We start from the raw sequence: 20895 nt of genomic DNA on the forward strand, positions 1-20895 counted from the left end.
CCTAAACTCCAATTATATAATTTATATCTTTTATTCTTTTTCTACCTTTATAACCTACACCACTTTTTCTTGGGCATAAAAAAAGACCCAAATTTGAGCCTTTTATACCAATTCGCTTAATTAAGTGAGCTCACCGCTTATTGCGTATTTTAATACCCAGTTTTTTACCGGCCCTGTATTATTAGCTAACTTTAAAAATGTGCTGCGCGCCCATTTTAATGGGGCTATTTGGTTTGAGAAACCAAAGTAGCAAGCATCCATCATACTCATCATTAATAAATTAGCATTACGACGACTACGCTCGTATTCTTTAAGCATTAGCGGGCACCCTACATCATCAGCTGTACGCAACACTTCAGCTAAAGCAGCTACATCTTGAAAACCTAAATTAACACCCTGTCCTGCCAGAGGATTAATGGTGTGCGCCGCGTCCCCCACTAAAACGAGTCTGTCTTGTGAATAATTATTGGCATGCTGCCTTGCTAGAGGAAATATAGCATGGCTTTGTACTTCAAAATCACCAGCAAGCTTTGGAAACTTTTCAATAATATGAGCTTTTAATGCGCTAGGCGATAGGGCTTTAAATGCCTTGAGGGTATTTGCATCGTCATACCAAATTAAATTTGCATAAGGTGCTTGCATAGGTAAAAACGCAACAGGCCCCGAAGGCGTAAACTGCTGCCATGTTTTAACTTGTTGCGGCGCATCGAGCTTTATTAGCACGCCCATACAATGCTGCTGATATTGCCATCCGGTTATACCAATGTTGGCTTTGCTGCGTAATTGTGATTGCCCACCATCCGCTGCAATGACTAAATCAGCAATATAGCTTTGTTCGTTATAGTGCAAGCTAATGCTATCAGGGTTTTGCTCTATTGCAGTTAAAGCCGATGAAGGGTTAATCATTTCAATATTATGTTGCTCAAATTGCTGCCATAAACTGGCTTGAATTAGCTTATTCTCAATTAAATGACCTAAATGGGTAGTATTAATAGTATGACAATCAAATAATAAATGATCGTTACCCCGTTCAAAGGTCTCTAATTGTTCATAGGGAGCCAACCTATTTGCTCGTAGTAATGGCATTGCACCGAGCTGATCAAGCAGTTTTTCAGAAAAGCGGTTAATAGCCGAAACACGTATATCGACATCATCACTACTAAGTACCTGTGATGCATCTATTAGGTGTTTTTCAATAACACGTACGGTTTTGCCTTGTTGCGCTAATTTAATAGCCATGGCGGCACCAACCATGCCGCCCCCTACTACAATTACATTATTTTTAGCCATGTTTTTCATCATTTTAATTCTGACTTAACTCTGCTTAGATTGTATCGTAATTAGTTTGCTCAGTGTGAGCGCTTCGCTTAATTCTATTATTAAACCCATACTATATTGATTTCAGATCACAAACATGAAATCTATACTTGGTTTTGGGCGTGTATCCAGCTAAAATACGCGTCCTTTAAGTCGAGCGAAATTTTAATAATTCCGCCACTTATACCTGTTTCTAGCACATATTTGTGCCACTATCGAATTGAACACGAGGCTATATTTCAATGAGCAAAAAGCTGCATATTAAAACCTGGGGTTGTCAGATGAACGAATACGACTCTCAGAAAATGGCTGATCTTCTAGATGCTACCAACGGCTATCAGCTAACTGAAGAAGCTGCTGATGCTGATGTTATCTTACTTAACACCTGTTCAATTCGTGAAAAAGCGCAAGAAAAAGTATTTCACCAACTAGGTCGTTGGAAGTTATTAAAAGATGACAAACCAGACCTTATTATTGGTGTAGGCGGCTGTGTTGCATCTCAAGAAGGTGATTCAATTCGCCAACGTGCTCCGTTTGTAGATGTTATTTTTGGTCCACAAACTTTGCACCGTTTACCTGAGATGATTAAACAAGTACAAGGCGATAAAGGTTCATCTGTAGTTGATATTTCATTTCCTGAGATTGAAAAATTTGACCGCTTACCTGAACCTAAAGCGGAAGGTCCTTCTGCGTTTGTATCAATTATGGAAGGTTGTTCTAAATACTGTACTTTCTGTGTTGTGCCTTACACCCGTGGTGAAGAAGTAAGCCGCCCTGTTGATGATGTATTATTAGAAGTTGCACAGTTAGCCGAGCAAGGCGTACGTGAAGTTAACCTATTAGGTCAAAACGTAAATGCATACCGTGGTGATACACACGATGGTGAAATTTGCTATTTCTCAGATCTCATTCGTTTAGTGGCTGCAATTGACGGGATTGACCGTATTCGTTACACCACCTCACACCCTGTAGAGTTTACACCAGACATTATTGATGCGTACGCTGATGTGCCTGAGCTGGTTGATCACTTACACCTTCCAGTACAAAGTGGTTCAGACCGTGTTTTAAACTTAATGAAACGCGGCCATACTGCTCTTGAGTACAAATCAACAATTCGTAAGCTACGTAAAATTCGCCCTAACCTAAGCATGTCGTCAGATTTCATCATAGGTTTCCCAGGTGAAAGCAAGGCCGATTTTGAAGCTACCATGAACCTTATCAACGATATTGGTTTTGATATGAGCTTTAGCTTTATTTACAGTGCACGCCCAGGTACACCAGCGGCCGATTTACCAGATGACGTAACCGAGCAAGAGAAAAAAGAGCGCCTTTACTTATTGCAAAACCGTATTACGCAAATGGCACAGCAAATTAGCCGCCAAATGTTTGATACTGAGCAACGTATTTTAGTTGAAGGTCCTTCTAAGAAGAACCCGATGGAACTACGTGGCCGAACTGAAAATAACCGTGTAGTTAACTTTGTTGGCCCACACACAGTGATCGGTCAGTTTGTTGATGTACGTATTACCGAGGCGTTACCAAACTCTTTACGTGGCGATTTAATTCGTACAGAATCAGAAATGAACTTACGCCGCGAAATTGCGCCTTCTGCTATTTTAACCAAAGCAGCGAGTGAGCAAAAAACCGAGACAGCTAACGAAATTGGCGTTGCTACTTTCGTACCTTAGTTGCAAAAACTCATTGCGCCAGTTAACGCTGGCGCACTGTAATAGGAAGTAATTTTGAGTAATCAGTTAAAAACATTAGAGATTTATTTAGAACCTGCCGACAACAAACGCCTTTCTTCATTATGTGGCCCGTTTGACGAAAACATCAAACAAATTGAACGCCGTCTAGGTGTTGAAATTATTCATCGTGATAACTTTTTTAAAGTAACCGGTAAACTACACAGTAGCGCCGGCGCGGTAGAGATCTTAAAAAACCTTTATATTGATACTCAACCTGTACGTGGGGAAATTGGCGAAATTGAGCCTGACAACGTACATTTAGCCATCACTGAGTCTAAAGCGCTTGAGCAAGACACCTCAAGTAGTGCCTACGGCAAAGAAATGATGATTAAAACCCGTCGTGGCGTTATTAAACCGCGTAACGATAACCAAGGCTTGTATGTTGCTAATATTTTGCACCACGACATTACCTTTGGTATTGGCCCTGCAGGTACAGGTAAAACCTATCTTGCAGTTGCAGCGGCAGTTGATGCACTAGAGCGCCAAGAAATACGCCGTATATTGCTCACTCGCCCTGCGGTTGAAGCGGGTGAAAAACTCGGCTTTTTACCGGGTGACTTAAGCCAAAAAATAGACCCTTACTTACGTCCACTTTACGATGCCTTATTTGAAATGCTTGGCTTTGAGCGTGTTGAAAAACTGATTGAAAAAAACATCATTGAAATTGCGCCACTAGCTTACATGCGTGGGCGCACACTTAATGATGCGTTTATTATTTTAGATGAAAGCCAAAATACCACCACAGAGCAAATGAAAATGTTCTTAACCCGTATTGGTTTTAATTCTAAAGCAGTGATCACCGGCGATATAACCCAAGTTGATTTACCTCGGGGTGCGCGCTCTGGTCTTCGCCATGCTATTGAAGTATTAGATGGCGTTGATGAAATTAGCTTTAACTTTTTCAAATCGCACGATGTGGTACGCCACCCTGTAGTTGCACGCATTGTAGAAGCGTATGAGCGCAACGATGAGCGTGAACGCCTTAAGCGATTAGAGAAACAACAAGCCAAAGAAGCGCTCGCCGCTCATGAGCAACCTGCTACTAAAGAGTAATACCGTGAAAACAGAACTTGATTTACAAATAGCGTGTGAGTTTGACAACTTACCCAGCCTTGAGCAGTTTGCCATGTGGGCCGATAAAGTACTTAGCCAATATCGTGATGAGTCTGAGCTGACCATTGTTATTAGCGATGAGGAACAGTCACAACAGCTCAATAATGACTACCGTGGTAAAAATAAACCCACCAACGTATTATCATTTGAATTTGAAGCGCCACCGGGTATTGATATCCCACTTGTGGGTGACTTAATTATTTGCCCTGCCATTGTTTTGGCTGAGGCGCAAGAGCAAGAAAAGTCATTTCATGACCACTTTGCTCATATGGTTATTCATGGATGCTTGCATTTACTTGGATTTGACCATATAAAGAGTGAAGACGCGTTAGAGATGGAAAGTATAGAAAAGCAATTACTTGCTGAACTAAACATAGCAGACCCATATCGGGACGATATTTAAATAAACGGAGCAATTAGACGTAATGAGCGACGATAACTCGCAATCTAGCCAGGGTTCTTCTGGCAAAACTTGGCTGGGTCGTATAACCCAGATGTTGCAAGGGGAACCCCAGAATAGAGAAGAGCTGGTTGAGGTAATTGCCGATGCCCAAGAGCGGGATGTAATCGATCCTGAAACCAAAGAAATGATTGAGGGTGTGCTTGGCGTGTCTGAGCTTAAAGTGCGAGATATTATGATCCCGCGCTCACAAATGGTCACTTTGGAAATTGATAGCCCGCTTGAAGAGCACATACCTATGATGGTTGACTCTACCCACTCTCGTTTTCCGGTGGTGTGTGAAGATAAAGACCATGTAGAAGGGATTTTACTCGCAAAAGACTTATTACCCCTCATTTTAAATAAAGATGAGCATTTACCATCGCTACGTGACTATTTGCGCCCTGCTATGGTAGTGCCTGAAAGTAAACGGGTCGATACCCTGCTTAATGAATTTCGTCAGCAACGCTACCATATGGCAATCGTGATAGACGAATACGGCGGTGTATCGGGTTTAGTAACCATTGAAGATATTCTTGAGATCATTGTAGGCGAAATCGAAGATGAGCACGATGAAGAAGAAGAACAACAAGATATTCGTCAACTGGCTAAGCATGTTTACGTTGTGCAGGCACTGACCCCTGTAGATGACTTTAACGAGCATTTTAAATCAGGTTATAGCTCGCAAGATGCCGACACTATTGGTGGTACCGTGTTACACGCCTTTGGCCACATGCCGAGCCGTGGCGAAACCATCGATATAGAAGGATTTCAGTTTAAAGTAACCAATTCTGATAATCGTCGTATATTGCAACTGCAAGTCACCATTCCTAAGGCTGATGATAACGACAGTGAAGAAACTGCTAACTAGTCTCACCCTACTAGCAAAAGATAAAAAAGCATGGCTCGCACTGGTTGCGGGCCTTGTTTTAACTTTTAGCTACGCTCCTTTTGGTATTTGGCCGATTGTATTTTTTAGCATAGGCTCGCTATTTTTTTGTATTCCTGCAAACCTCAATGGAAAAGTACATGCTAAAACAGCCGCTAAATATGGCTTTATATTTGGTTTAGGCTGGTTTGGTGCAGGTATAAGTTGGGTACATGTTTCTATCGCCACCTTTGGCGGTATGCCACTTATCGCCTCAATTGCATTAATGGCACTGCTTTGTAGCTACCTTGCGTTATTTCCTGCGCTGGCGCTGTGGGCAACCACTCGCTTTTCAAACGGCTCTATAAGTTTTGCAGCGCTATTACTCCCTTGTTTTGCTATTAGTGAATATTTGCGTGCCAACCTGTTAACTGGTTTTCCTTGGTTAAGCTTTGGCTATACACAAACCGATAGTCCTCTGAATGCCCTTGCTCCTTTAATTGGTGAATTTGGGCTCACGCTATTATGTATTGCCATTGGCTTTGCATTGTACAGCTTAACGCAAAAACAATTTAAAATGCCTGTTGCTATCGCTGCTGTGATTTTGCTTGCCTTCACAGGCGCACACTTTACAAAGGCAACCCATTACTCCGAGAAAGACCTCTCTGTGCTGCTTGTACAAGGTAATATAAAACAACACTTGCGCTTTGACCCCAGTGAGTTTTGGACCACCATGAGTAAGTATCAGGATATGACGCGCCGTCACTGGGATGCCGATTTAATTGTGTGGCCTGAAGCTGCAGTGCCTGAAATAGAAGCCCTTGCCGATTCATATTTAGCAGGTTTAGACAGTGCCGCCTCATTCAATAAAACTGCATTAGTGACTGGTATTGTAGATTACCAACGCGACACTAAAACCATTTTCAATACGCTGATTGTGGTCGGTAACAAAGAGCAAAATGATGAACACGGCCACTATCGTTACTTAGACAGTAACCGCTATCAAAAGCATCAATTACTGCCGATTGGTGAGTTTGTTCCCTTTGAAGAAATACTCCGCCCTATAGCTCCGTTATTTGATTTGCCTATGTCATCGTTCTCTCGCGGAGATAAAGTACAAGATAATTTACGTGCGAATGGCTTTAACCTACTGCCTGCTATTTGCTACGAAATAGTATTTGCTGATTTAGTGCGTGGTAACTACAAAAGCGACTCAGACATATTATTTACGGTGAGTAATGATGCCTGGTTTGGTGATTCAATCGGCCCTCACCAGCATATGCAAATTGCCCGCATGCGCGCCCTTGAACTACAACGTCCACTAGTACGTGTTACCAACAACGGTATAAGTGGCGTATACGACCCCATAAACCAAACACGCCAAACTATGCCACAGTTTGAAGCTACCACACTCAAAGCCAATATAAAGCTCATACAAGGGGATAGCCTGTATAGCCAATTTGGCAATGTGTTTGTATGGGGATTTGTATTGTTATTGGGTATGATTGGATTTGGGGTTAGGTTTAGAAGTTAATCTCGCTATTTAAGATGTAGAGCCTACATATTTAGCCCTACATTTTTAAATGTATTTATTTGGCTTCTAAAATTACTTATTCTAAAGACAACCTGAATAAGTAACTATATCACTCCCTCAAATTTAGCAGACTAACTTGATAGTACTCTTTAGCGTTACTCATTATATTGCCATCTAGTAGTGGTATCGCAATTCAAAATAAATATACCTATAGCTTTATGAAGTTATGTTAACCAAAACTAATCTTTAACTGCACTTTCTACTGTTTGCACATTTACAACTTGGTTCACATTCCCTTGAATAACCACAGTGGCTGATATTTTATCTTGAATGGCTTGCCTGTTTGGGTCCCAGTATACTTGTAAAAAGCCTAACAAGCCGGTGGCAAAACCTGCACCGTAACCACCGTAGCGGCCAAAACAATCAAGTAAACCCAGTGATTCACCACTTAATGCCACCACTCTGGTGTTACAGAGCTTTTTACCAGGGGTTTGACCGCGCCATAATAAAGAAAACAGTGTGAAGTACACAGCCGCCCAGCCAAAACCCAAACCTAAATCTTGAATAATCCCTTTACCCCACTGCAAAATACTGTGTGTGGTTGTTTGTGCGGGTTTATCTTCTATTAACTGCGTAAGCTTTAATTCATTATTTTCACTAAGCACTAATAATTGTAAAAATGCTTTTGCAAGTTGTGGGTTTTGTAGGTCGTCCATTTCGGCTAATTTGGGTACTTGCCCTATCAAGTTATCAAGTGCATTTTGTTGACAAGATTGCTCACAGCTTTCGTCTGCTGTTTGCACTAAGTAAGCATTTACCTGCCTTTTTTCTGTGGAGGTAAGCTGAATGTCATCCTGTATTTTTAAGCCTTGAACAGTTAAGCCTTGATCAGAGTCATCGCCTTCTAAATAATCGATACCAATTGAAAGCACAGCAAGAGCGCTTACAAATAAAATACTTGCTGCTACTATTTTTAATATTCTCCGCCACACACTCGACATTTTAGGAAGGTATTGCTGCGCCGTTCCTTTGTAAAACGCCATCGCAGCAACGAATGCAATAATAGTTGCACTGAGCTTTGCAGCTAAGAATATTAATGCAACATCTATAATCATAGCTGATGCGCGCCGAGTCGGCGAAGCCAAAGGCAAGCCAAGTAAAGCATTATCAACCTCAAAAGCATACGGCGTGATCACTTCTCGGGTTTCGGCTTTAGATAACGCTAATTGTTCTAATTCTTGTGCTTTCATTATTATACTTGTTATTAAAATAGGTAACGCGGTTAAATTACGCGCTTTTTAATTTTTGCTCAAGCGAACTCATCTCTATTTAAAATAAAAACACCTCAAAACCAAAAATTATTAGATACAAAAGTTACAACCATTTACAAATATAAAGTTAACATTATTTACAATGCAACTACAAAACATATATTATCGATGAAACTACTTTTTCTTTAAAAATTAAATATATGGAGTATATTTTGAAGTTATTAACTAACATGTTTTTCTTGTTTTCGGTACTTGTTTTAAGTGGCTGTGCCCACCAGATAAGTTTAAATCCAGACACTGAAAAACTTCAGCTTTCAGAAAATAAATCAATATCCGTTGTAGGTTATTATATTTCTGAAGATGATATTAAAAAACAAGTAAAAACACCTGGCGGTGGTGGCGATAATGTTAGTTACAAACCTTACAAAGACACAGAAGCTGCATTATATACTGTACTTTCTAATAAATTTGAAAACGTTTATAAGCTTGAATCATTAACTGATAATACATTTTTACAAGACAATAAAATTGAATATGTATTTATACCTACAATAACAACTGAATCTAGTTCAGATAGTTTATTTACATGGCCACCTACAGAGTTTACTTTCACGTTAAACTGTAAAACTTTAAATAACAATGGCGATATAGCATGGAATACTGAAGTTAAAGGTTTTGGCAAAGCTGAATTTGATGAGTTTAAAAACGACTTTTCTTTATCAGCAAAGCGTGCAACAGAAGAAGCATTTAACAAACTAGTTGTAGAGTTAGAGCAGTCAAAACTATGAGTAAGGAAAGAATTAAAATGAAGTATAGAAGTTCAATAGGATTAATCGGGGTTTTATTCTTAAGTGCATGTACAATTCAAGTGCCTCCTTATAGTGCAGACATTGGTAACGTTTCAAAATTAAAGCAAGAAACGGTTTCCCCTCTATCTGTTGGCACAATTAAATCTGAAAAGAAACTAAATAAAATTTCACTTAGAGGCTCACCTCTTATTTCATCTGTAGGCAACAGTTATGGTAAATATATTGAAAATGCTTTGTTGCAAGAGCTTAAGTTAGCCAAGCTTTGGTCTGGTGTTGCTAAAAAGCAAGTAACTGGCAAAGTAATTGACCAAGATATTGATGTTACGGGTTTCTCCGAGGGAAGTTCATTTATAAAAGTAAACTTTATCGTTTCAGAAGAGAATATTATCTTATTCGAAAAAGAAATCATGGCCGAACACACTTTTGACTCTTCATTTATGGGAGCGATCGCTATCCCTAATGGTCAAAAAAGCTACGTAGAGTTAGTTCAAAAATTACTAACAAACCTATATGCAGATGAAGAGTTTATTGCCTCAATAAAATAACTCTATTACATCTATTTCAAATAAAAAAGAGTCATACTTCGTATGGCTCTTTTTATTTAAACTTACCCTAAAACCACTTAATTTTAAGCTTTGTCGAGTGAACTTTACTTGCTTATGATCTAAATAAATTGCATTTAATGTCAACATAGCTAACTTCGCTAGGTTCTAGAAAGCTGTCTGTGCTTTTGCCTACACAGTTACCAATAAACTTACCACTTTCGTCAAATGTAGAAGCAATAACGGTTCCCGTATAAATGCTCTCGTTAGTAATATTTTTTAATTCAGCCGCGATTCTTACTTGACCATTTTCTTTATATATTGCAGAAAGGGTTAGTTTATAATCATTATTAATTTCATCACTTGTTTCTAATGCTTTATTAGAAACCATTGTTTTAAATCCACTGTCAACATCAGCGGCGATTGTAAGGGCGAACGCACTAATGCCGCCAAGTATAGCTATTACAAACCCGACGCCCCAAAAAAAGCCTTTTATACTCTCGTTAAAATTATTAGTGTCCATTTAATTCCCTTTGGTTTTTACCATTGTATTTCGTTAACAAGATAGCCAAAGTAACTTTTTTCGCCGACTAAGTTCACTTTTGTATTTTTAAGTTTTAAAAGCTTGTGCTTATCTAAATACCACCTGATGGTATGCTGTTTGTTTGTAGATATATCTGCAAAGAGTAAACGAACGCAATTCGGCTCATAATCGCTATAACAAGCTTCAGACTCAACTAAGATATATTCTTCAGACCAATAATCGCCTAAATGATAATGCGCCCATAGTTGAATCGGCGCACAAATGACAGCCCAAAGATATGCATACAGCAAAATAGGTATCATAATGATACTTAAATATTTAAGGATAACCCCTTCTTGATCAAAGTGAGTATTAAACTCTTCTTTTGCATTTGGCGTTTTTATTAAATGAAATAGAAAGGCACACACTAAAGAAATAGTAATAAAGCCTAAAACCCAAGAACTTAAAAAGTCATAAAAACGGTTAGGGATAAAGGAGGGGTCGATTGAAGTGTACCACTCATAAATACCAACAGGGCCGAGCATCATAACAATAAATGCTATGATAATGAGAATCACAGGCTTTTTTGTCATATAAATTAATATCCTTATATTTTATAACGTCTTTAATTTGGTCAGTATTTTAATCAAGGATTACCTTATCCCAGTATTAAAATAATCAAGTGAACAATTATTACATCAAAACGTATTACTGTTAATAATGGTTTTAAGGAATTACTCATGACCGCCAAACAACTCTCATCACTTTTTGTTTTTAATTTACTGTTTGTCACCACCGAGGCAAACGCCAATGCTCGCTGGGATGTGGTTAATGATTCGGTGATGGGTGGCATTTCTAATAGTCAGGTTTTACAAAATGACGGCAATTTAGTGTTTACAGGCAACGTATCGCTTGCAAACAATGGAGGGTTTGCTTCTATAAGAACACCATTGGATGTAAAAAACCAAAATATTACAAAAATAGTGCTGCGTGTTAAGGGCGATGGTCAAACCTACCAATTACGCTTAAGAACTAATGAGTACATGGATGGGGCGGCTTATACACGTTCGTTCAGTACCACGAAAAGTGAGTGGCTTAATATTGAGTTTTTACCTGAAGATTTTCAGCTTACTTATCGCGGCCGCTTACTTGAACAACAGCCTACAATTAGCTTTAAAGAGATAAAGCAGCTTGGCTTTATGATTGCAGGTAAACAGGCGGGGAAATTTAGGCTTGAAATAGGAAAAATTGAGTTTAAAAACTAACTTCTCTGCTTACATTACAAGGCTAAACAGTGAAGTCGTCGCCTCACCTTTTCATTTCGTTGATTACTAGCTCAATAATTTGTTGTTTTATTGCTGCCTGCTGAGACTTCACCTCACTAAGTTGCAGCTGCAATCTATTCATCTCTTCTTGTTGTTGCTCGGTTTTATATTTTTTAGCCCCGATATGCTCAGCATCCATAGTCAACTGATAGCCCTCCTCAGCTGGCCCATATTGGCTATTATCAATGGTTAAACTGCGTTGTACCGTACTCTGCTTAAGCTTATTTACTTGTTCTTGCAATGCAACTACTTGCTGGGTGAAATATTTATATGCCTTTTCTAAATTTTGATATTGCTCAGCAAATGTTGCGTTATCTTCGCTGTATTTTTGAACCTTCGCATCTAAAAACTCTGATAAAACATAGTCAGGTTGTTCTTGTGATTCATCATCTTTAGGTTGCGGCTCTGTTTCTACTAAAGCCTGATTGTTATAATTAGATGCTTGATATTGAATTGAGGCGGTTGAAATCTTCATTATTTTATCCCTAAAATAAACTTGTCACTATTTTAGGTATCGACTGATATTTTAAATTCTTGAGTAGGATTGGCTAATGAGAGCAAATAAAAAGCCCTACTTGATTAAGGTAAGGCTTAAAGTGTTTTTTTCTTTAAAATTACGACTCAATAGCCAGTAATTCCACTTCAAAAATAAGCAATGATGCAGGAGGAATACTCCCTACTCGCTTTTCACCATAAGCGAGCTGGTGCGGAATATAAAACTGAAATTTATCGCCCGGGCTCATCAGTTGTAGGCCTTCTGTCCAACCTTTAATAACTTGGTGTAAGCCAAAGCTAATCGGAGTTTTGCGCTCCACTGAGCTGTCAAATACAGTGCCGTCGATTAAAGTGCCATGATAATGCACTTTAACCATACTCGTTGGGCTAGGTGTATTTTCGCTCTGTCCTTTATGGATTATTTTATATTGCAAGCCAGATGCGGTTTCATTTACGCCTTCAGTTTTTGCATTGGCAATTAAATAATCACTTTCAATCTGTGCGTTTGCGATTGCTTGCTGTTTGGCTTTTTTACTATTTTTAAAAATTAAAACGCAAAAAATAGCGATAACAATCAGTAAAATTATATTGATCATAACTCCCCTTTTTCATCTTCTGAGTCGTGGTCTTTTTCGTCGCTGTTATCGCCATTAACAATATCAGCAATGTCTTTTAATCGCGCTAATGCGATGCCATTAACCGAATCTTCTGGGTAGTGTTCATCAACCATATCACCCGCTTCGATATCCATTAATAAGTTTAGTGCTTGGTCAACGGTTTCCACAGCATAAATATTAAACTTACCTAACTCAACGGCATTGAGTATTTCGTCATCAAGCACCAAATTAACTTGGTTCGATTTAGGAATAATAACCCCTTGCTCACCCGTTAAGCCGCGCATTTTACATAGCTTAAAGAAGCCTTCTATTTTCTCGTTTACACCACCAATGGCCTGCACATCACCATGTTGGTTAATTGAACCGGTTAGAGCAATAGACTGACTGATAGGTAAGCTCGTAATGGCCGAAATGAGCGCACAAAGTTCAGCAAGAGAGGCGCTATCACCATCTATGTAGCCATAACTTTGTTCAATAGCGATATTGGCACTGAGTGTTAAGCTAAAGTGTTGCGCGTATTTGTTACCTAAATAACCGGTAAGCAGCATTACCCCTTTTGAGTGAATTGCTTTACCCAACTCAGCTTCGCGTTCCACATCAATAACGCCGTCAGCGCCAGCATAAACGGTTGCAGTAATGCGTGCAGGTGTGCCAAATGAGGTGTCACCAATGTGCAGTACCGTTAAACCATTAACTTTACCTACGGCTTGCCCGTCGGTTGCTATTAAAGTGTGCCCTTCTTTTATATCGCTGAGCATGTTTTCGCTAATTTGCCCTGTACGGTACTGCTTGCCTTGTATGGCTTCGTCAATATGGCGAGCATCAATCACCGTCAACTTATCTTGCTTAGCGTAAAAACTGGCCTCAGCCACAAGCTCTAGTACATCGGCAAAACGAGCTGATAGCTTATTATGGTGCTCAGCTTGGCGATAACTAAATTTAAGTAATCGCACCATTGCGGATTCGTTTAACGTGCACTTTAATGTTTGTTCGCAGTAATCGCTCACCTTAGTAATAAACTGATACTGCAGCTTATCGCTACTTGGTAAGTAATAATCAAAATCGGCAAGTACTCTAAATAACTCGGCAAACTCTTCATCGTATTCACCTATGGTGTAATAAAGTTCACGTGAGCCAAGTAGAATAATTTTTACATCAAGCGGTATTAACTGCGGGCGAAGCGTAAAGCTACTACCAACGACACTGTCTTGGTATGGTAAATCATTTTTAATTTGATGGGTTTTTAGCGATAGTTTTAACCCATCCCACACTTGGGGTTGAGCCATTACTTTTTCAGCGTCCATAATTAAATAGCCGCCATTGGCGCGGTGCAGCGCACCTGGCTGAATTGAGCGATAGCTGGTAATTAACGACCCTTGCGATGTGGCATATTCAATTTTACCAAAAATATTACCAAAGGTTGGATTAGGTTCATACACAACTGGTGCTGCATCGCCTTCTTTGTGTTCAACCAAAATATTTGGCGCAAAAAAGTCGGTAAGCATGCCTTTACGGTCAAAGTCTTCTTTGTTTTCTTCGCTTTCACCTTCATCATCAAGCCATTCGAGCACGGCATCAATAATTTCTACACGTATGTCTTTTAAATAACGCAGCACACCAATATGGCTGGCGTATTTATGTTCTAAATCTTTTAATAACGGTTTAGTGGCTTGCTCAGCAGTAGATTTTTTAAGGTTGCGAAGCTTTTCTTTGGATTCACGTTTCCAGCGCGGTAACTCAATAAGCGCTTCAATGAGGGCATCTTCTAATTTTTCTATACGCTCAAAAAACATCTCGCGTAAATCATCTTCCAAATCAGAAAATTCATTATCGGTAAGTTGCTTACCATCAATTAGCGGTGCAAAGCCGACTACGCCTTTTTCTTCAATTAGTGCCACACTTTGCTCAAGCGCAGCTATTTCTACCGCGGTAATTGCGCCATCGTAAGCATCGTTAAACTCACGGTCTATCGATTTTTTCTTGCGCTGATAAGCTGGGTTATCAAATGCAGCAGGAAAGGTGTCGAGTACTTCATCAATAAATGAGTCAATATCATCGGCTAATTGTTTGCTTTGCCCTGCATGCATAAATAACGCAATAGGCTCACGGTGATCGTCGTAGTTATTAACATAAAGCCATTCATGCGGTGTTGTGCGCTCTTTAGCATGTTGTTTTAATTTGTCTTTTACTAAGGTAAAACGCCCGTGTGCCGCCTCTCCCATTACGTAAACATTATAACCAGGTAGGTCCATTCCTAAAGAGAAGTCCAACGCACTTTGCGCACGTTGTTGGCCTATAAAGGTAAGTTGCTCAGGGTATGGGTTGCTCATGCAAGTGCTTACATGGCTCGAAGAAATACTCGGTGCAAGATTTGATACGGTTAGTGGCAGCAGTTTTTTCGTCATTCTAACTTCTTTTTTTACCAGCTTAATTGCTAGATTTGGGCATATTGAGTGGCCTACAGCCACTCAATATTTATATTTAGGGTTGTAAAGCCTGGCGGCTGAAATAGATGCCATCACACTGTGTACAAGGAATAATTTGCGTTGCATGGTAAACATCATAACTATGGTTGCAATTCTTACATACTAATGTGCCCATGGCTATCCATTCACCTGCGTGATAAACACCATTATGCTTAAAATCTTCACTTAATGACCGCCATTCAAGCTGTGTTTTGTCTTCAATGTGAGAAAGTTCAAACCACAACGACTCTTTAAGCTCCTGCCATGCAAGCGAATTATAGTAGCTGTTATTTTCTTGTAGATGAGAGATATCACGCATTAAGTAATTACGATAAAGCTGATATTTTTCTTCACCTAAATCTTTAAGTGCCTGCTCAGATTCAATAAATCGCTTTACTGCAGCTTTAACCTCATGCTCTTTGACATCTTTTAACCAATCGGTTAAATCACTAAGCCATGCTCTGTAATCTGCCATTTTATACTCCTTCAAAACGTCTACTAATTCACTCTATATCATAGATAAGTATAGGTTAACCTGTACTGAAAACTAATTTACTCGCAAATTTACAAAAAGCGCCGCTTTGACGCTGTGAATAGCGCTTTATTTGGGGTATCCTATCGACAATTTTTTATTAGTATGCAAGAAGTTTGGAAACGTAAATGCAAGAGCAATATAACCCACAAGACATAGAGTCAAAAGTCCAACGCTACTGGGAAGAAAACCAAGTATTTAAAGCCACAGAAGATGAGAGCAAAGAAAAATACTATTGCCTCTCAATGTTTCCTTACCCAAGTGGTCGACTGCATATGGGTCATGTGCGTAACTACACCATTGGTGACGTGGTTTCTCGCTTCCAGCGCTTGCAAGGCAAAAACGTAATGCAACCTATGGGTTGGGATGCGTTTGGTTTACCTGCAGAAAACGCGGCTATTAAAAATAAAACAGCCCCTGCCAAGTGGACTTACGAAAATATTGATTACATGCGTAACCAGCTTAAACAATTAGGTTTTGGCTACGATTGGGATCGCGAAATTGCAACCTGCCACCCAGAATATTACAAATGGGAACAATGGTTTTTCACTAAGCTTTACGAAAAAGGCCTAGTGTACAAAAAAATGTCAACGGTTAACTGGGATCCAGTGGATCAAACTGTATTAGCTAACGAGCAAGTAATTGACGGCCGCGGTTGGCGTTCGGGTGCGGTAGTTGAACAAAAAGAAATTCCACAGTGGTTTATTAAAATTACCGACTACGCACAAGAGCTATTAGATGATTTAGACAAATTAGAAGACTGGCCTGAACAAGTTAAAACCATGCAGCGCAACTGGATTGGTCGCTCTGAAGGGTTAGACATAGAATTTACACGTACCGATAACAACGAAAAATTTAGCGTATACACTACGCGCCCAGATACATTTATGGGTGTAACATACCTAGCCGTTGCCGGTGGCCACCCTATTGCACAAGAAGCGGCTAAAAATAGTGACGCGATTGCAATGTTTGTTGAAGAATGCAAAAACACTAAAGTTGCCGAAGCAGACATGGCAACCATGGAGAAAAAAGGCATCGCAACGGGCTTTTACGCTACTCATCCATTAACGGGCGAGCAAGTACCAATTTGGGTTGCTAACTTTGTATTAATGCATTACGGCTCAGGTGCGGTAATGGCAGTACCTGCTCATGACCAACGTGACTTTGAATTTGCAACAGCCTACGGCCTCGACATTAAACAAGTTATTGCCCCTGCTGAAGGCTCTGAACTTGAAGTAAACCTAGCCCAAGAAGCATTCACCGAAAAAGGTGTATTAGTAAACTCGGGTGAATTTGATGGCCTTGATTTTGAAAATGCCTTTAACGCTGTTGCCGACAAACTAGAAGCATTAGGTGTGGGTGAGCGTAAAGTAAACTTCCGTCTACGCGATTGGGGCGTAAGCCGTCAGCGTTACTGGGGTTCGCCAATTCCAATGCTGAGTGATGAGAACGGTAATGAGCTTGCTGCCACTGAAGATATGCTACCAGTGCGTTTACCAGAAGATGTGGTAATGAATGGCGTTACCTCACCAATTAAAGCCGACCCAGAATGGGCTAAAACGACTGTAAATGGTGTACCTGCCACTCATGAAACTGATACTTTTGACACCTTTATGGAATCATCATGGTATTACGCTCGCTACTGTAGCCCGCGCCATGACGAAGGCATGTTAGATCCAGCAGCCGCTAACTACTGGTTACCAGTAAACCAATACATTGGTGGTATTGAGCACGCAATTTTACACTTATTGTATTCGCGCTTTTTCCACAAATTATTACGTGACTTTGGTTTAGTTAATTCAGACGAGCCATTCGACCGCTTACTTTGTCAAGGTATGGTATTAGCTGAAACGTTTTATCGTAAAGATGAAAAAGGCGGCGATGTATGGATTTCGCCAAGCGATGTCAATACCGAAACCGACGATAAAGGCCGTGTAACCAAGGCATGGCACGTCGATGATGGTGAACCAGTATTCTCATCAGGCATGAGCAAAATGTCTAAGTCGAAAAATAACGGCATAGACCCACAAGAAGTAATTGCTCAATACGGTGCAGATACCGTGCGTTTATTTATGATGTTTACTGCACCACCGGAGCAAACGCTTGAATGGTCAGATTCAGGGGTTGAAGGCGCGCACCGTTTCTTAAAACGTGTATGGAAATACGCAGTAGACGTTAAAACGGTTGGCTTCCAAGCACTTGATAAATCGGCGCTTACTAACCCACAAAAAGTACTTCGCCGTGAGCTACATAAAGCGATTGCAAAAGTGAGCGATGATGTTGAACGTCGTCAAACATTCAATACGGCGATTGCCGCAATCATGGAGCTATCTAATAAGTTATTAAAAGCGCCATTAAACGACACTCAAGATGTTGCCATTGCTAACGAGGCATTAGAAGCATTGCTTATTATGCTAGCACCAATAACACCGCATTTATCGCATCAGTTATGGCAAGAGCTAGGTAAAGAAGGTGATATTTTAGATGCAGCATGGCCAAAAGTTGACGAATCTGCCCTAGTTGAAGATGAAAAATTAATCATCGTACAAGTAAACGGTAAATTACGTGCAAAACTAACGGTTGCAGCTGATGCAACGCAAGAGCAAGTAGAAGCACTCGCGTTTGCAGAATCTAACGTCACTAAATTTACTGATGGTGCAACAATACGCAAAGTAATTTATGTAGCCGGTAAATTACTTAACGTGGTAGCTAACTAATATGGCTGCTTTAAATGCCATTAAAAACGGACTAGCCTTAGTGCTAGTCTGTTTTTTGTTATCGAGCTGTGGCTTTCACCTTAAAAAAGCATCAAGCCTACCCGATGATTTAAAACAGCTAACCTTGGTGGGTGATGATCAAAAATCAGCGTTGTTTAGCTATTTGCAAACAGAACTTGCTATGAGCGATGTCACTTTAGTCCCTGCGAGTAAACAATCAGCGCAACTTTATTTATTTAAAGAGCAGCTAGAGCGCCAAACCTTGTCGTTGTTTCAAAACGGACAAGTAGCTGAATATGAACTGGCATACAGTGTAAGTTATGTTGTAAAACGCCCAAAGCAAGCAGCCATTGAAAAACGTTTTGAGCTTTACCGTAATTACCAAGATGACCCTGACAACGCACTAGCTAAAGCAAAAGAGCTTGAACTGCTGATCAGCGAAATTCGCCAGCAAGCGAGTCGTCGAATTGTTAGAGAGTTGTCGCAACTATAATGCGTTGTTATGCAAATCAGCTGCCTAGCGAATTAAAAAAGGGGTTAAAACCTTTTTATTTGGTTTTTGGTGAAGAGCCTTTTCAAGAAGCGCAATGTGTACAGCTCATTCGCGACAGCGCAAAAGCGCAAGGCTTTGATGAAGTAATTAAATTCACTTTAGCCCAAGGCTTTGATTGGCAGGAAATCATAGCGCAATACCAAAGTATGTCGTTGTTTAGTGCGCGTACGATTATTGAGCTTGATTTAAACCAGCAAAAACCTGGTACACCCGGCGCAAACACCTTTAAAAAGGTCGTTGAGCTTGAAAACCCTGACACCATTTTAATTGTTAAAGGCGCCAAAGCAAGCCAAGATGTGCAACGCGGTGCGTGGTTTAAAGCACTCGATAAGCAAGGGTTATTTGTACCTTGCTATCCGCTTAATGGTAATCACTTAAAACGTTGGCTTGATGAACAGTGCCAACGCTTGTCACTTAATTTACAAAACGAGGCTAAGCTCAGTTTAATTAGTGCCACTGAAGGCAATTTACTGGCTTGTTTCCAAGAGCTTGAAAAGCTGTCGCTAATACATGGTGACGCTCTCATTACCCAGCAACTGGTAATGCAAGGGCTACTAAACCAATCTAAATTCGATATTTTTGATTTAAGTGACGCCCTGTTAAACGGCCATACTACACAAGCAATAAAAGTATTAAATAAGCTTGCCAGTGATAACACTGAAGTAGTGAGTATTTTATGGGCCATCAATAAAGATTTAAATACCTTAATAGGTGTACAACAAGGGTTACTGCAGGGTGAGACATTAGCGACCCTGTTTAAGCAAAAAGCGATATGGAAAAATCAACAAGCGCCAGTACAAACAGCCATTAAAAGGCTAAACATTCATACCCTAGAGAATATTAGCAGTGAACTGGCATTATTTGATGCAAGCTACAAGCAAGGCGTATTGATTGCCCCTTACCAAGCATTGGCGCATATTTGCATTAAGTTCTGCCAACCCCTCGATATTCCACTGCCGTGTCATACTAACTGTCAGTAAAGGAAAAATACCATGATTGCAATTTTTGGTGGCACTTTTGACCCCGTTCATTTGGGGCACCTTAATATGGCGCAGCAATGTGTGGCTACTTTTGAATTACACTCACTTTATTTTATGCCCTGTGCAATACCCACGCACAAAGCGGCACCGGGGATCAGCACCAAGCATCGTATTGCTATGCTTAAAGCAGCAATTACAGCTTACCCAAAGTTTAAGCTTGATTTACGAGAACTAAAACGTAGCGGTCCGTCGTATTCTTTATTAAGCTTGCAAGAACTAAGAGCAGAAAATCCCGATACCCCTATTTTATTTTTAATTGGTATGGATTCATTCAACAACCTTGATAAATGGTATAAGTGGCAAACGATAACGAGTCTATGCCATGTAGTGGTGTATCAACGCCCAGGTCAAAACTGTGATGTACAAGGTGAACTTAAAAACTACAAACAACAGGCTGTGACCAAAAATATTTCCTTACTGAACGAAAAAAATGGCGGACACCTTTACTTTTTAGAAGGTAAGCAACTGGATGCCGCATCCAGCAATATCCGTCAAGCTCTTAAAAAAAGTATTAAAAAGAGTGAACTATTACCCGACACCGTGAGTCACTATATTGAGCAGCACCAGCTTTATCAAGAGTGATTGGTATAAACCCCTCGGCGTGTTAAAATAACCGCTATTAAATTTTAAATTGAGACAAAACCTTGGATTCGAAACAACTACTCGCTTTTGCACTAGACAAAATTGACGATATGAAAGCACGTGATGTGATTCAACTTGACGTAACTGGCACTTCAGACGTAACCGATTACATGATTGTATGTTCAGGCACATCAAGACGTCATGTATTGTCAATTGCTGATAACTTAGCAAAAGAAGCTCGTCACGCTGGTGAAGAGCCATTAGGCTACGAAGGCCAAAGTGATGGCGAATGGGCATTAGTTGATTTAGGTGATGTGATTGTTCACGTTATGCAAGATCAAGCACGTAGCTATTACGATCTAGAAAAGCTTTGGGGCTAACAGCTCCCTATTTTAGACAACGCTT

At 40.0% G+C, this 20895-nt stretch carries 21 protein-coding genes; 13 read left to right on the forward strand and 8 right to left on the reverse strand.

The features are described from left to right. Nucleotides 1-120: 120 nt before the first annotated feature. Complete coding sequence (locus AC0L7Q_RS10255) at nucleotides 121-1302, reverse strand: FAD-dependent oxidoreductase (protein ID WP_413402556.1); 1182 nt, start codon at nucleotides 1300-1302, stop codon at nucleotides 121-123. 257 nt (nucleotides 1303-1559) lie between these two features. Between AC0L7Q_RS10255 and miaB the strand changes: the two genes are divergently transcribed. From miaB to lnt, 5 genes are read left to right on the forward strand one after another with little or no spacing between them, the layout of a single operon-like run. Then, entirely contained in the window at nucleotides 1560-3005 is a 1446-nt protein-coding gene (gene miaB / locus AC0L7Q_RS10260; protein WP_010388336.1) for a tRNA (N6-isopentenyl adenosine(37)-C2)-methylthiotransferase MiaB, read from the forward strand. Nucleotides 3006-3059: 54 nt separating this feature from the next. Continuing rightward, on the forward strand, nucleotides 3060-4118 hold the full coding sequence (locus AC0L7Q_RS10265) for a PhoH family protein (protein WP_008115160.1): 1059 nt from the start codon (nucleotides 3060-3062) through the stop codon (nucleotides 4116-4118). Nucleotides 4119-4122: 4 nt separating this feature from the next. Further along, on the forward strand, nucleotides 4123-4581 hold the full coding sequence (gene ybeY, locus AC0L7Q_RS10270) for an rRNA maturation RNase YbeY (RefSeq protein WP_010388332.1): 459 nt from the start codon (nucleotides 4123-4125) through the stop codon (nucleotides 4579-4581). A gap of 22 nt (nucleotides 4582-4603) precedes the next feature. Next, nucleotides 4604-5488 carry a CNNM family magnesium/cobalt transport protein CorC gene (corC, locus tag AC0L7Q_RS10275; protein ID WP_010388331.1) on the forward strand — a complete coding sequence of 295 codons (885 nt, stop codon included), beginning with the start codon at nucleotides 4604-4606 and terminating at the stop codon, nucleotides 5486-5488. Further along, complete coding sequence (gene lnt, locus AC0L7Q_RS10280) at nucleotides 5469-7019, forward strand: apolipoprotein N-acyltransferase (protein WP_413402559.1); 1551 nt, start codon at nucleotides 5469-5471, stop codon at nucleotides 7017-7019. Before corC ends, lnt begins: the two co-directional genes overlap by 20 nt. Before the next feature lie 239 nt (nucleotides 7020-7258). Here lnt and AC0L7Q_RS10285 read toward each other — a convergent pair whose 3' ends face one another. Further along, a complete protein-coding gene (locus AC0L7Q_RS10285) occupies nucleotides 7259-8269 on the reverse strand; it encodes an RDD family protein (protein ID WP_413402561.1) in 1011 nt (336 codons plus the stop codon). 233 nt (nucleotides 8270-8502) lie between these two features. Between AC0L7Q_RS10285 and AC0L7Q_RS10290 the strand changes: the two genes are divergently transcribed. Together AC0L7Q_RS10290 and AC0L7Q_RS10295 are read left to right on the forward strand one after the other, a co-directional pair. Beyond that, nucleotides 8503-9078 carry a hypothetical protein gene (locus AC0L7Q_RS10290; protein ID WP_054202464.1) on the forward strand — a complete coding sequence of 192 codons (576 nt, stop codon included), beginning with the start codon at nucleotides 8503-8505 and terminating at the stop codon, nucleotides 9076-9078. Between the two features lie 17 nt (nucleotides 9079-9095). Beyond that, nucleotides 9096-9644, forward strand: a complete 549-nt coding sequence (locus AC0L7Q_RS10295; RefSeq protein ID WP_054202463.1) for a hypothetical protein — start codon at nucleotides 9096-9098, stop codon at nucleotides 9642-9644. Between the two features lie 112 nt (nucleotides 9645-9756). Here the strand turns inward: AC0L7Q_RS10295 and AC0L7Q_RS10300 are convergent, their stop codons facing one another. After that, complete coding sequence (locus AC0L7Q_RS10300) at nucleotides 9757-10164, reverse strand: ATPase (protein WP_409423461.1); 408 nt, start codon at nucleotides 10162-10164, stop codon at nucleotides 9757-9759. 17 nt (nucleotides 10165-10181) lie between these two features. Continuing rightward, nucleotides 10182-10757 carry a hypothetical protein gene (locus tag AC0L7Q_RS10305; RefSeq protein WP_055012804.1) on the reverse strand — a complete coding sequence of 192 codons (576 nt, stop codon included), beginning with the start codon at nucleotides 10755-10757 and terminating at the stop codon, nucleotides 10182-10184. Nucleotides 10758-10904: 147 nt separating this feature from the next. Here AC0L7Q_RS10305 and AC0L7Q_RS10310 point away from each other — a divergent pair, with 147 nt between their 5' ends. Beyond that, a complete protein-coding gene (locus AC0L7Q_RS10310; RefSeq protein WP_409423462.1) occupies nucleotides 10905-11429 on the forward strand; it encodes a CIA30 family protein in 525 nt (174 codons plus the stop codon). A gap of 43 nt (nucleotides 11430-11472) precedes the next feature. Here AC0L7Q_RS10310 and AC0L7Q_RS10315 read toward each other — a convergent pair whose 3' ends face one another. The 4 genes from AC0L7Q_RS10315 to AC0L7Q_RS10330 all read right to left on the reverse strand — a co-directional run bounded on the left by AC0L7Q_RS10315 (nucleotide 11473) and on the right by AC0L7Q_RS10330 (nucleotide 15541). Continuing rightward, nucleotides 11473-11964, reverse strand: a complete 492-nt coding sequence (locus AC0L7Q_RS10315) for a hypothetical protein (protein WP_413402564.1) — start codon at nucleotides 11962-11964, stop codon at nucleotides 11473-11475. A 139-nt stretch (nucleotides 11965-12103) separates the two neighbouring features. Beyond that, nucleotides 12104-12580: an FKBP-type peptidyl-prolyl cis-trans isomerase gene (locus AC0L7Q_RS10320; protein WP_036982055.1), complete on the reverse strand. Its 477-nt coding sequence runs from the start codon at nucleotides 12578-12580 to the stop codon at nucleotides 12104-12106. After that, nucleotides 12577-15006: a Lon protease family protein gene (locus AC0L7Q_RS10325; RefSeq protein ID WP_413402567.1), complete on the reverse strand. Its 2430-nt coding sequence runs from the start codon at nucleotides 15004-15006 to the stop codon at nucleotides 12577-12579. The genes AC0L7Q_RS10320 and AC0L7Q_RS10325 overlap by 4 nt, the downstream gene beginning before the upstream one ends. Before the next feature lie 76 nt (nucleotides 15007-15082). Then, entirely contained in the window at nucleotides 15083-15541 is a 459-nt protein-coding gene (locus AC0L7Q_RS10330) for a zinc ribbon-containing protein (RefSeq protein WP_413402569.1), read from the reverse strand. Between the two features lie 185 nt (nucleotides 15542-15726). On the opposite strand from AC0L7Q_RS10330, the gene leuS reads away from it, so the two are divergent. The 5 genes from leuS (at nucleotide 15727) to rsfS (ending at nucleotide 20870) form a co-directional block, all read left to right on the forward strand. Beyond that, complete coding sequence (leuS, locus tag AC0L7Q_RS10335; RefSeq protein WP_413402571.1) at nucleotides 15727-18315, forward strand: leucine--tRNA ligase; 2589 nt, start codon at nucleotides 15727-15729, stop codon at nucleotides 18313-18315. 1 nt (nucleotide 18316) lies between these two features. Next, nucleotides 18317-18808 (forward strand): LPS-assembly lipoprotein LptE, encoded by a 492-nt coding sequence (locus AC0L7Q_RS10340; RefSeq protein WP_413402574.1) that lies wholly within the window; start codon nucleotides 18317-18319, stop codon nucleotides 18806-18808. Beyond that, entirely contained in the window at nucleotides 18808-19848 is a 1041-nt protein-coding gene (gene holA / locus AC0L7Q_RS10345) for a DNA polymerase III subunit delta (RefSeq protein WP_413402576.1), read from the forward strand. Before AC0L7Q_RS10340 ends, holA begins: the two co-directional genes overlap by 1 nt. 12 nt (nucleotides 19849-19860) lie before the next feature. Continuing rightward, entirely contained in the window at nucleotides 19861-20490 is a 630-nt protein-coding gene (gene nadD, locus AC0L7Q_RS10350; RefSeq protein ID WP_413402578.1) for a nicotinate-nucleotide adenylyltransferase, read from the forward strand. A gap of 62 nt (nucleotides 20491-20552) precedes the next feature. Beyond that, nucleotides 20553-20870 (forward strand): ribosome silencing factor, encoded by a 318-nt coding sequence (gene rsfS, locus AC0L7Q_RS10355; RefSeq protein WP_010388304.1) that lies wholly within the window; start codon nucleotides 20553-20555, stop codon nucleotides 20868-20870. Nucleotides 20871-20895: the final 25 nt, after the last annotated feature.

Source organism: Pseudoalteromonas sp. KJ63-1 (assembly GCF_055808145.1).

What these genes read in the sequence shown, in the direction of transcription:
- AC0L7Q_RS10300 (WP_409423461.1), bottom strand. Translation starts at nt 10,164, where the DNA reads ATGGACACTAATAATTTTAACGAGAGTATAAAAGGCTTTTTTTGGGGC.
- AC0L7Q_RS10340 (WP_413402574.1), top strand. Translation starts at nt 18,317, where the DNA reads ATGGCTGCTTTAAATGCCATTAAAAACGGACTAGCCTTAGTGCTAGTC.
- AC0L7Q_RS10320 (WP_036982055.1), bottom strand. Translation starts at nt 12,580, where the DNA reads ATGATCAATATAATTTTACTGATTGTTATCGCTATTTTTTGCGTTTTA.
- AC0L7Q_RS10325 (WP_413402567.1), bottom strand. Translation starts at nt 15,006, where the DNA reads ATGACGAAAAAACTGCTGCCACTAACCGTATCAAATCTTGCACCGAGT.
- AC0L7Q_RS10255 (WP_413402556.1), bottom strand. Translation starts at nt 1,302, where the DNA reads ATGATGAAAAACATGGCTAAAAATAATGTAATTGTAGTAGGGGGCGGC.
- holA (WP_413402576.1), top strand. Translation starts at nt 18,808, where the DNA reads ATGCGTTGTTATGCAAATCAGCTGCCTAGCGAATTAAAAAAGGGGTTA.
- corC (WP_010388331.1), top strand. Translation starts at nt 4,604, where the DNA reads ATGAGCGACGATAACTCGCAATCTAGCCAGGGTTCTTCTGGCAAAACT.
- nadD (WP_413402578.1), top strand. Translation starts at nt 19,861, where the DNA reads ATGATTGCAATTTTTGGTGGCACTTTTGACCCCGTTCATTTGGGGCAC.
- AC0L7Q_RS10285 (WP_413402561.1), bottom strand. Translation starts at nt 8,269, where the DNA reads ATGAAAGCACAAGAATTAGAACAATTAGCGTTATCTAAAGCCGAAACC.
- leuS (WP_413402571.1), top strand. Translation starts at nt 15,727, where the DNA reads ATGCAAGAGCAATATAACCCACAAGACATAGAGTCAAAAGTCCAACGC.
- AC0L7Q_RS10295 (WP_054202463.1), top strand. Translation starts at nt 9,096, where the DNA reads ATGAAGTATAGAAGTTCAATAGGATTAATCGGGGTTTTATTCTTAAGT.
- AC0L7Q_RS10330 (WP_413402569.1), bottom strand. Translation starts at nt 15,541, where the DNA reads ATGGCAGATTACAGAGCATGGCTTAGTGATTTAACCGATTGGTTAAAA.
- AC0L7Q_RS10305 (WP_055012804.1), bottom strand. Translation starts at nt 10,757, where the DNA reads ATGACAAAAAAGCCTGTGATTCTCATTATCATAGCATTTATTGTTATG.
- miaB (WP_010388336.1), top strand. Translation starts at nt 1,560, where the DNA reads ATGAGCAAAAAGCTGCATATTAAAACCTGGGGTTGTCAGATGAACGAA.
- AC0L7Q_RS10315 (WP_413402564.1), bottom strand. Translation starts at nt 11,964, where the DNA reads ATGAAGATTTCAACCGCCTCAATTCAATATCAAGCATCTAATTATAAC.
- AC0L7Q_RS10310 (WP_409423462.1), top strand. Translation starts at nt 10,905, where the DNA reads ATGACCGCCAAACAACTCTCATCACTTTTTGTTTTTAATTTACTGTTT.